Origin of the sequence: Paenibacillus intestini (assembly GCF_030803945.1) — a bacterium.
Taxonomy (GTDB): Bacteria; Bacillota; Bacilli; order Paenibacillales; family Paenibacillaceae; genus Paenibacillus; species Paenibacillus polysaccharolyticus.
The window spans coordinates 238,260-249,676 of the sequence record NZ_JAURUN010000009.1 but is presented as its reverse complement, the minus strand read 5'-3'; the positions used below and the strand labels follow the sequence as shown (position 1 = coordinate 249,676).

Sequence of the window (11,417 nt, the reverse complement as noted above, 5' to 3'; positions counted from 1 at the left end):
GGCATCTAAATCGTCTTTTCATGAACACTCTCCTCATTTCATTTAGTGTATCTGAGGTAGCTTCGAGTGTCCAATTGGATTAGGGGGCTTTAAAGTCTGTGATCGTTAGATTTCCAAAAGCGCTGAAATGTGCTAAATAGCGTCATCTGTGATCGTTAGAAATTTTACGAAGTTACGATATGGTTACTGTTGAAAGTAGGAATTCAGTCAGAGCAGCAATAAATGGACGGATGATAGCAATAGAGTTAGGTGCGCAGTCTAGGTACTTAGGGCTTGGCACTGGATATGATGTGTTATGTGACAAAGCATCATTAGCGAATAGGTGTTTAAGCAAGCAACGAATCTATGGGTTTGGTTGCTTGAACCACAGTACGCGTACGACAGGAAGGGGCTTTAAACGTGATCACCATCAGTTTGTGTATGATCGTGAAGAACGAAGAACGCACACTGGCAAGATGTCTTGAATCGGTGGCTGACCTTATGGATGAGATTATTATCATGGATACAGGGTCGTCGGATCGAACAATGGACATCGCTGCAATGTATACCGACCAGGTCTATACGTATGTGTGGAATGAAGACTTTGCCGCAGCACGAAATGAGTCATTCGCCCGGGCCACCCAGGAGTATATCCTGTGGCTCGATGCGGATGATGTGCTGTTGCCCGGGGAACGGGCGAAGCTTACGATGTTGAAGGAGCAGCTGCCGTCCGGAGGTAAGACGGCGGGTGTGATTATGGGCTATACGCTGGCCGAGGGGCCGGAGGGAAGTCCGCTGGTGGCGGACCGAAGGCTTCGCCTGGTCAAGCGGGATGCCGGTTGCCGCTGGTATGGCCGGCTGCACGAGCAGCTGCGCTTCCCGCAAGGCGAGGTCATCACGGCAGATATTGCCGTCACCCATCGCCGCGAGGCGGGCAATCATTCGGCGCGAAACGTGCGCATTCTGCGCAAATGGATCGCCGAAGAGGGCATAGCCCAGGGACGCCTGCTGTTCTACTATGCAGGCGAATGTTATGACCGCCAGCGCTACGCAGCGGCGGCACGCGGTTACGCGAAGCTGCTGGAGCAGCCCAGCGGTTACCGCGAAGATCGGCTCATTGCCTGCGCAAGGCTGGCGGAATGTTATGAGCGGCTTGGCGAGCCGGGCCGTAAGCTGGGCGCATTGCTGCAGTCGTTCCAGTACGACTTGCCGCATGCCGATTTCTGCTGCGCCATTGCCGCCTGCTTCCATGAGCGGCAAGAGATCGTTACCGCTATCTATTGGTATATGCAGGCGGTGGATGTAAGCAGCCGTGATCCGGGTCTGCGACCTGTACCGGCTGCCTGCCGAACGTGGCTGCCGCATGCTCGGTTATCGCTCTGTTATGCCCATCTGGGTAACTGGGAGCAGGCGTTGTTGCATAACACGAAAGCTCGGAAGTATCTGCCGGATGATCCAGGTCTGATCGGAAATAGAGAGAAGCTCGAAGCCGTGATTCGCAAACAGAGGAAAGAGAGAGAAGGATAGCACATGTAAGAAGGAACAAAAACGGAAAGTGAAGATGGGGCATCCAATAGTATGAAGCTAGCAATCCATTAGTGAAAGGGAATCATAACAGTTCTCAAATATAGCAATCAAATTAGCAATCCAATAAGGGTCTTCTACAGAGGCCTAATAAAAACAAACCCCGTTTAGCCGAGAAAGTCGGTAAACGGGGTTTGCTGTTGCTCTGTTTTAGTATGAACAGTGTAAACCGCGTTTAGAACAACTGAACTTATCGTCCGTATCCATGTTCCGAAGCAAAGTTGTCATGACATGATATTTCATCAGCATATGTTATTCACGATTCAGGTTCCAAACATCTTACATACTGGTCCTTTGTACGCAAGCTGCTGCAAGCCCAGCCCCATCCATCATAAATTTCTTCATCTATATTCAAGGTAACCGTCTCGTTACTATACTCGCTCCAGTTTTCGATGCGAAGGGTATTGTCACTTTCCCATTCGAGGTGATTTCCGCCATGAAACTCTGCGCGATAGATGCTTTTGGCATTCGAAGCGCTTGTATCCGCTGTTTTCCGTACGTCTACCCAGATCGTCACCCCGCCTGCTGCGCCGCCATAGGGAACACCGTATAGTTCTGCCGTGTATTCTCCATTGGGAGATGACATGGACGAGCTCAGATCGCCCTCACCCGAACGATCAAATGTTGAAAGATAGGGCCGGAGCGTAAAGAAAAGCGTTAACGCCACGATGGGCAACATAAACAAGGCGATGAATATCGAAGTGTTTGGATGCCTGAGAACCCAAGATTGGTGTGCGTTTATTGGAGATGAATCCGGGCGAGGAGTTCTATCTTTTGTCATAATCATGCACCTTCCTTTAGAGCGTGATCTGTTTGGCAGGGATATAAATATCCAGTTCTCCGTAATGCTCCTGGGCGAGACTGCCGTCTATTCTTTCAAAATAATAAGCATCACTTTTGCTGTATCCGGAATGACTTTGCCAGTATTCATCGATAAATGTCCAGACACTATCCAGATGATCGATATTAATCAGGCTTGGATGGAAATCACAGACAAACTTGAACACGGCATACTGATTGGCAGGCACTTCGATGCCGTTCAGTTCTTCCGGGATCTCTTCCAAACTCGTAACTTCAACAGATGGCTGATAGGTACTGTAATGTTCTTCAATCTCATTGGTCAATCCAATATATACGTTATCGTGCAGCACGTTAGGGATCAGATGAAAGTATTTTTCGTAAAAAAGGTTGCCTGCTGAATTGGATTTATAATATTCCTCGTTATCCACATATCGAATCCGGGATTGCTGACCGATAAGCTTTATCGCAGGTTTCCGTACATAAATGGGATGAAAAATGTATCCATACGGAAGGATCGTGATCATCGATGAGGTCATACGGGCCGTAAACTGCAAATCACCAGCACCCTGTTTGCGGTATTGCAAAGGAGTTATCCCAAAGGCCTGTTTGAAAGCCCGAATGTAAGACTGCTCATGTTCAAAAGAATAATGTCCGCTAATATCAATGATTTTCCAGTGTAGATCGACCAGCTGCTCCAGACTACGGGCTAATTTGCGAGCACGAATATATTCTCCAGGTAACTGCCCGCTGGCATGTTTAAACATACGATGCAGATGGAACTTGGAGATATGGGTTAACGACGAGAGATGATCCAGTGTCAGCTTCTCATGAATATGGTCTTCTATGTAATCAAACAACGTATCCAATGTCTGTAGTAGATCTGGTTGCATATAGAAACTCCTTATTTCGTCCTGATTTATAGGGGATAGCAAGAAATGTTCATTTTTTCCTTATCACTGATGATATCATAACCAGATACTTAATTTGATGACAAGATTGGAGTAATTACATATGTTAGCAGACCAAACCATAACAGACAAAAGAACGTATAAGCCCACCCGAATACTAATACGTTTATGGACATTATCTGGAAAATATCGCATGTTCATCATCCCATTGCTCCTTGCAGCTTTGGCCGCTTCACTGGTAGAGGTAGGATATTTGGAATCCATTCGCAGATTGGTCAAAGGGGCAGCGGAATCACAGTTTTCTCTTATTTATTCAGGGTTGATCATCGGCGTTTTGATTGTCGTGCTACGTGTCATTGTAAGCCTATTCACAACATGGTCGGAGACCTTATTCCAACAGAAGACCCAGGTGTTTTTACAGTCCAAGATGCTACATTCCCTTGCTCGAACAGATACACAAGAACTGGCAAAGTATCATACGGGGGATCTCACATCCAGAGTATGGACTTCAGCTACGGAGGCTCAGAAAGGCATCAATCAACACGGAATCGAACTTGCGAAAAATATGATTCAATTGGTTCTGGCTTTTGCTTATTTCAGCTGGGTGAACCTGCAACTTGCTCTTGCCATTATTGCATTCACATTAATCTATCCGTTGGTAACAGCAGGGCTTGGACGAAAACTGCAGCGAGAACATGACCGATTGAATGCAAGTGCAGCGGCGAGGGATGAATTGCTGACAGATATCATTCAAGCCCCGGTGGAGATCCGTAGTTACGGACTTTCGGGTTATATGCAGCAGCAGTTTAGCAGACGAATGAATCAGGTATTTAAGCGTACGATGTCTGTTTCGGTATTACAGCGTTTGACGGAGGCCGCTGGACGGGTCTCCACTTACGGGGGCATGATCCTGATCTTGTATCTCGGTGGATTACAAGTTCTGCATGGACATATGGATGTGGGCGGATTGGCGGCTTTCCTGGTCGCAAGTAGTCAGTTGACACGTCCGATCGAAGCATTGTCAGGGCTATGGAGTAAAGTGATTGGATCGGCTTCTCAGGCGGCTCGTGTGTTTGAAATGTTGGATTTGGAAAAAAAGAAACCGGCTGCCGCTCAGCCGCAGCACAAGTTTATGACCGAAGGTGTTCATGTAGACCAGATTTCCTACAGGTATGCAGAGCAAGAAGAAGTGTTATCGAACATATATTTTACAGCCGCCAAAGGCAAACTTACGGTAATTACAGGTCCTAGCGGATGCGGAAAAACGACTTTACTGAAAGTGATAGCTGGTTTAAATGCGCCTACGAGCGGTTCAATCCAGATGAATATTCCAAATAACTCAAATCACTCAAATGATTCAAATCACTCAAATAATTCAGCGTTTGCCTATAAGGACTTTGTGGGATTGGCGGCCCTTAAATACCCTGATCAGGACATAGAAAGGGATATAAAGTACGTTTATGTTCCACAACAAGCCTTCATTTTCTCAGGAACCGTAGAGGAGAATATTAGATTTGGCGCAGAAGGGCTGTCTGCTGAAGAGGTGCAGCTTGCTGCCCGTATGACTTATGCACATGATGCCATTATGAACCAGACAAACGTTTACAAGACAGAGCTTCAGCCGCAAGGGGGACACATGTCTGGCGGAGAACTTCAACGGATCAGTCTCGCCAGAGCAGTGTTAAGAAAACCGGAAATTTTATTGCTGGATGAACCAACCTCCTCACAAGACCCGTGGCATGAGCAACAGTTGAACGAGCTATTTACGGTGTTAGCAACGGAGTATGACACAACGATTATAGCTGTCACTCATCGTTTATCTTTGATTGAGCGTGCAGATCAGGTGATTTATATGCAGGATGGAGAAGTTGTTGACATCGGTACTCACCGTGAACTGCTGAATCGTGAGAATGGTTACCTTGCTTACCTTGCGGAGCAGGATGCAGAAGAACGGATATACGGAGAAATGCCAGAACAGTTGTAAACCGATCGAAAGAGTAAACGGATCGAAAGAGTAGCCAGATCGATAGAGTGAAGACGTCTGAATAAATAACAGGGCAAAAAAGCTGAAGTACTCTTAAAAGTAAATGTGAAGAATTAGATTGAGATAGCCCGCGAAGGTAAAGGTAGAAGTATAAGTAAAACTGGGGGAACAGCATGTCATATGAATATGAACATAAGCAGAAAGATGAATACGAAGATAAGCAGAAAGTGAATGAAACGTGTCCACAAAAGAGATGCACATGAAGCATGAAGCATCAGTGTCGAAGGAAAATGAACATGAGTGCATAGAGGCGGAGGGCAAGAGCACAGATGGAAGAGCACTATAAGAACAATGATGTTGAGGGAAATCAGCATATAGATGGAGAGGAACATAAGCGTACAGATCGAGAGGAACATAAGCGCATAGATGAAGATGGGCATCATAACAGTGATGGAGATCAGGATGTGAATAAGGCCAAGGAAACAGCATCTCTGAGAAAGGTTTGGCCGATTATTGTGCGCTTTATGAAGCCCTATAGATGGGCGGTAATCATTATGTTTCTTTTTATTGCGGCGGACGCGGTGTTCGATTGGGGTCTGGCCTTTGTGCAGGGATTTTTTGTTGATGCAATCCATGACGGAGGACAGGAGAAACTGAATGCTACGGCGATAACCTTTATCGCAGTGTTGATCGGGTTTATCGCATTACTGGCGATGCATCGCTATGTGCTAGTACGGCTCAAAGAATCTATGCATAGGGATATGTCAATGAACCTGCTCCAGCTTTTCAACCAGATGCCTTATCCATGGGCGCGTAGGCAGAAGTCCGGGGATGTGATGCTGCGAATCAAAGAAGATACGAAGCATGGTGCAGAAGTGGTGGAAGCTATAGCAGAAGGAGTCACGGTCGTTTTTATTATCGTTCTCTCGCTGGGGTACTTGTATCGTGCAGATGTATGGGTTGCAGTTATTGCTTTGGTCAGTGCATCTGCAATCTGGTTTACGGCCAGAGTATATGACCAGCGTATTGTGCGCTTGTCGGATGAAGTGGAATCTATGGAGGGTGAGTCACAGCAGCAGATTCAGCAATACATGGAAGGTGTTCCTGTGATCCAGGCATATAACGCTTCGCCATGGTTTCTCACACGCTTGCGTATGCAGCAACAATCACTTAACCGAGTACAGGCGAAGCTGCAGATGACCTTAAGCATATCCGATAATGTGGCGATGACCGTATTTGGTCTGGCTCAATTGGCAGCATTATTTCTGATTGCTTTAGCTGCAGCGAAGGGCGCTTTGTCACCGGGAATGGTTGTGGCAAGTAGCTTGCTGTTTGAACTTGTGGTATGGCCTGTACTAGGCTTGTCCAGTCAGTGGAGCCAGATGCAGTCCAGTATAGGCGCGTTTGCACGGATTTCGTCATGGCTGAATCTAGCACAGGAGCGAGTAGAAGCAGATGATAGACTACAATATAGCTCACGAGAAGGACTAATGGACGATGGACAGCCTATCCTGACACTGGATCAGGTCACGGTATTGGATGAAAGTAGCGGCCGGACTCTTCTGGATCAAATTACGCTCCGACTGGTTCCAGGTGAACTGGTTGCAATTGTGGGGAGTAGCGGATCCGGGAAGTCCACGTTATGCCAAGTGTGCGCAGGGTTAATCAAACCGACTTTTGGGCGCGTAATGCTTGGGAACGAGGCTGTAGAGCAGATTATGGCTCGGGATCAGCAATCCCGGCTGACGTACATGCCGCAGTCACCTGCTTTTTTTACGGGAAAGATTGAAGAGAATATCCGTCTGGGCGCGAGTGCTACATTGAATGAAGTAAAACTTGCGGCTGGACAGGCTGGTTTACACGAATTCATTGAGAATCAGGAAGGCCAGTATGATGCGATTTTGCAGGAAAAAGGAGCTAATCTGTCCGGAGGTCAACGCCAGCGTCTGTCTCTTGCCCGGCTCATGCTGAGATCCTCAGATGTGTATATTTTGGATGAACCGACATCATCGCTGGATAACCTGACAGAACAGTTCGTCATGCGTCAACTTCGCCACTTCATGCAAGGGAAAACGGGGGTGCTGGTAACTCATCGCATGGAGGTCGCCCGTCAATGTTCCCGGATTCTAGTGATGAGGCATGGACAAATCGCCGAGGAAGGCACTTATGAGCAGCTGATGGAGCGAAAAGGCTTGTACTATCAAATGAATGCCAAGGCTGCTGCATCGGGGGAGTAAGACTGGAACAAGGAAGTAACTTTCAATACTTAGTTCATTATGCAATTAACTAGACCGGACGTGGTATAATGTATAGAAACGGAGTTGATGGTCAGATGGCTGATTTGCTCGATCCACGGAACGATTTTGTTTTCAAGCGTATTTTTGGTAGTGAGGAAAACAAAGATGTGTTGCTTGTGTTCTTAAACCGAACGTTTGCGGAATCAGGTGACCCACCATTGACGGAGATTGTACTTCTCAACCCGTATACAAATAAAGATGCTCCTCTAGACAAACAGTCGATTTTTGATATTTGGGCTAAAACGGCAGAAGGTAAGCTGATAAACATTGAGATGCAACTGTTTAATAAATACGATATTGAGAAAAGAACCCTGTACTATTGGAGTAAGCGTTACTCTAGCCAGTTGCAGGAAGGACAGTCCTATAAGGAACTGAAGAAGTGTGTGACGATTAATATTCTAAATTATTCATTTATTGCCAATGAGTAATATCATAATATCTTTCATTTGAGAGAAGATCACACTGGACTTGAACTGAGTGATGATATAGAAGTGCACTTTATGGAACTTTCCAAGCTTGACGGTCAATCTGTCCCCATAGAAGGAGGGTTAATTAACTGGCTTTTGTTCTTAAAGAGTGCTGACAAATCCAATTGGGAGGTGTTGCAAATGAATGAGCCGACATTGAAAAAAGCGATGGATACGTTGGAGTTTCTAAGTCAGGATCGGGAGGCACGTCGATTGTATGAGGAGCGTCAAAAGTACTTGCATGATGAGGCCTCGATGATTGAATGGGCTACGGAAAAGGGAATGGCTCAAGGAGAACAAAAAAAAGCTTTGGAGATTGCCCAAAACATGCTTTCACTAGGAATTGAGGTTTCGGTTATCGTCAAGGCCAGCGGTTTAACAGAGTCCGAGGTCAAAGCGCTTAAAAGCTAAAGCCGTACGTTACAAAAAAATAGTTTGTTTTAATAACGGAAAGCAGCCGTTTGTCTCCACCCGGGATGAACGGTTATTTTATTTGCGTTTGAGAAGGGTCAACCGATTTTACATTAAAACGCGGTTGCTCATTCGGGGCTGTCCCGTTAAACTAAAGAGAGCGGCGTTTTGCTTGACGGACAAGTCATGAGAACGCCATTTTGTTGTCAGGGATGCGGTGCTGGTGCCGCGTCTAGATGTCAGAATCGGATAGAACCAAGCCGGTGCAGGAACACCGGTGACAAGTAAGGAGTCTTTACATGAGTGTGCAAGCACCTACTTTAGAAGAAGCGAAGGGTCTTCTGCAAAAATATTATGGTTACCCCGATTTTCGTGAGGGTCAAAAAAAGATCGTTTCCAGCCTGCTCGAATATGAGGATACGCTGGGCATTATGCCAACCGGAGGCGGGAAGTCAATCTGTTACCAGATTCCCGCTTTGTTATATCCGGGGCTGACGCTGGTCGTTTCCCCGTTAATCTCGTTGATGAAAGACCAGGTCGATGCGCTGACGACCGCGGGCATTGCCGCCGCTTATATTAATAGTACGTTAAGCGGCAGAGAAGTGAATGAGCGCATCCGCGCGGCGCAGCGCGGTGAGTTGAAGTTGCTCTACGTCGCGCCGGAGCGACTGGAGCTGGACTGGTTCCGCGATGAGATGGGGCAACTGCCGATCTCGTGCGTGGCAGTGGATGAGGCCCACTGTGTGTCGCAGTGGGGCCATGATTTTCGGACAAGCTACCTGGCGGTAGCGCCGTTTGTGGACAGTTTGCCGGAGCGGCCGGTGGTTGCGGCCTTTACGGCGACGGCGACGCCCGAGGTCATGGGCGATATTCTGCGGCTGCTGCGTTTGCAGGACCCGCAGACGTATGTGACTGGACTTGGGCGAGATAATCTCGCGTTTAGCGTGCTACGCGGCGAGAGCAAAAAAGATTTTGTCTTGAACTACGCGCGCGAACATGCCAGCGAGCCAGGTATTGTATACGCCGCGACCCGTAAGGACGTGGACGATCTGCATCAGCGTTTGTTGCAGGCTGGTTTGCCAGCAGGACGTTACCATGCAGGCATGACGGACGATGAACGGGCGCAGAGCCAGGAGCAGTTTTTGTACGATGATATTCGCGTGATGGTTGCGACCAATGCCTTCGGAATGGGGATCGACAAGTCCAACGTGCGTTATGTGCTTCACTACAGCATGCCGAAAAACATGGAGGCATACGTTCAGGAAGCCGGACGTGCGGGTCGGGACGGTGAGCCAAGTCAGTGTATTTTACTTTTCGGAGCACAGGATATCATCACCCAAAAGTTTCTGATCGAGCAGAACCCGATGGAGGGTGACCGCAAAGCCAACGATTACCGCAAGCTGCAACAGATGGTGGATTACTGTTATACCACACGCTGTTTGCGCAGTGCACAGCTGGATTATTTCGGTGAGGTGCACGAGGACAAGCCTTGCGGCATTTGCAGTTCGTGTACAGATGACCGTGAGCTGGTGGATATGACCATTGATGCGCAAAAAATATTCAGTTGCATTCACCGCATGCGTGAACGCTACGGGGTATCGCTGGTCGCTTCGGTACTTAAGGGTTCCCGTGCCAAAAAAGTGCTGGACTACGGCTTCGATTCCTTGCCAACATACGGGGTTATGGGCAATCGCACAGAGCGCGAAATTGCAGAGATCATCAACGTGATGGTATCCGAAGGTTACCTGATGTTGTCCGAGGGCCAATATCCAGTGGTTCGATTACAGCCGCTGGCGGTGGAAGTGCTGAAAGGTCAACGCGAAGTCATGCAGCGTGTCGTACGGAAAACAGCGGCTACAGCTTCCGGTACAAACTACGGCGGACGCCGCGGACGTGATGCAATGCCATCGGCTGTTAACGAAACGGTGTTCGAACAGCTGCGTCTGATCCGCCGTGATCTGGCTGCCAAAGAACATGTGCCATCCTATATTATCTTTAACGATGCCACCTTGCGCGAGATGAGTGTGGTATGTCCGAAGACAGAACGTGACATGCTGACCATTAAAGGGGTCGGTGAGGTCAAGTACCGCAAGTATGGACTGCCGTTCCTGGAATTCTTTCAGAAACAATCGGGTGAAGAAGTGGATACGGACGATGATGCCTTTTATGAATATGAGTGATATATGTTAGCGATATGTGATAGTGAATATTTCGTGAGTGATGAGGATAAATGACAAGAGATAAGTGATATCTGATCTGTGACCGAGGCCTACAGACTTGACAGGCTGCTCAAGTAGAGGATGGAAAGCTAACGATCCTCATGGAGCTTATTTGCCCTGAATCGGGGACATTTGAAAGCTAACGATCTCCAGGAAGCTTATTTCATTCAAAATTCTGAAAAATGAGTCTGATCAAGCTGATTTTAGCAGAATAGCGTCTCTGGGGATCGTTAGAATTTTCAAAAGCCCGAATATGCCGAAATAAGGCTTCTCCTGATCGTTAGCGCTCGCAGTAGAGGGCAGCGGACTTGCACTAGCCATAGGCGATGGGGCTGGGCGATATTTGACTAATGTGCCTGGATGGATGAGCATATCGGAGTGGATTGTGCGCTGAAACGTGAACAGAAACAGAATAGAACTAGATCTTATGCAGATAAAGAAGTAGAACAAGATAACGAACAAGACAAGAAGCACAATAAGAACCAGTACCAGAGACAAGATCGGGATAGAAACGGATTCAAAAATCAGGATAAGTATCTCATAAAGTGTGTCCCTGCTGAGTAGACAAAACGAGCGAGATTGTCTTTTAGAGGGTGGACATGGACGTAAAAGGTGGCTAACGAGTGTGAATACAGTATATAGTGATTTTGAAGGAATTAAGTCTATATATTGTAGTTTTTGTTGGCTGGAGAGTGTATTTGTTTTTTAAAGAGGTGTCCACTCTTTGAAAGACAAATTGAGGATTTGTTTATGAGACATGGACGGTT

Annotated in this window: 6 protein-coding genes and 1 pseudogene; 5 read left to right on the top strand and 2 right to left on the bottom strand. The window is 47.2% G+C overall.

Annotation, left to right across the window (positions count from 1 at the left end; genetic code table 11):
- The first annotated feature begins 399 nt into the window (after positions 1–399).
- Positions 400–1,506: a glycosyltransferase family 2 protein gene (locus J2T16_RS22335; RefSeq protein ID WP_336122054.1), complete on the top strand. Its 1,107-nt coding sequence runs from the start codon at positions 400–402 to the stop codon at positions 1,504–1,506.
- A 313-nt stretch (positions 1,507–1,819) separates the two neighbouring features.
- On the opposite strand, the gene J2T16_RS22330 is transcribed toward J2T16_RS22335, so the two are convergent.
- The gene (locus J2T16_RS22330) at positions 1,820–2,344 is read right to left on the bottom strand and encodes a DUF5412 family protein (RefSeq protein ID WP_336122055.1); all 525 of its coding nucleotides are present in this window, start codon (positions 2,342–2,344) and stop codon (positions 1,820–1,822) included.
- Between the two features lie 16 nt (positions 2,345–2,360).
- The gene (locus tag J2T16_RS22325; RefSeq protein ID WP_499019299.1) at positions 2,361–3,254 is read right to left on the bottom strand and encodes an AraC family transcriptional regulator; all 894 of its coding nucleotides are present in this window, start codon (positions 3,252–3,254) and stop codon (positions 2,361–2,363) included.
- Between the two features lie 121 nt (positions 3,255–3,375).
- On the opposite strand from J2T16_RS22325, the gene J2T16_RS22320 reads away from it, so the two are divergent.
- The 4 genes and pseudogenes from J2T16_RS22320 (at position 3,376) to recQ (ending at position 10,611) form a co-directional block, all read left to right on the top strand.
- On the top strand, positions 3,376–5,256 hold the full coding sequence (locus J2T16_RS22320; RefSeq protein WP_221787188.1) for an ABC transporter ATP-binding protein: 1,881 nt from the start codon (positions 3,376–3,378) through the stop codon (positions 5,254–5,256).
- Positions 5,257–5,585: 329 nt separating this feature from the next.
- Positions 5,586–7,493 carry an ABC transporter ATP-binding protein gene (locus J2T16_RS22315; RefSeq protein WP_499019298.1) on the top strand — a complete coding sequence of 636 codons (1,908 nt, stop codon included), beginning with the start codon at positions 5,586–5,588 and terminating at the stop codon, positions 7,491–7,493.
- A 95-nt stretch (positions 7,494–7,588) separates the two neighbouring features.
- A pseudogene (locus J2T16_RS22310) lies at positions 7,589–8,431 on the top strand (Rpn family recombination-promoting nuclease/putative transposase).
- Between the two features lie 299 nt (positions 8,432–8,730).
- The gene (gene recQ, locus J2T16_RS22305) at positions 8,731–10,611 is read left to right on the top strand and encodes a DNA helicase RecQ (RefSeq protein ID WP_499019297.1); all 1,881 of its coding nucleotides are present in this window, start codon (positions 8,731–8,733) and stop codon (positions 10,609–10,611) included.
- Positions 10,612–11,417: the final 806 nt, after the last annotated feature.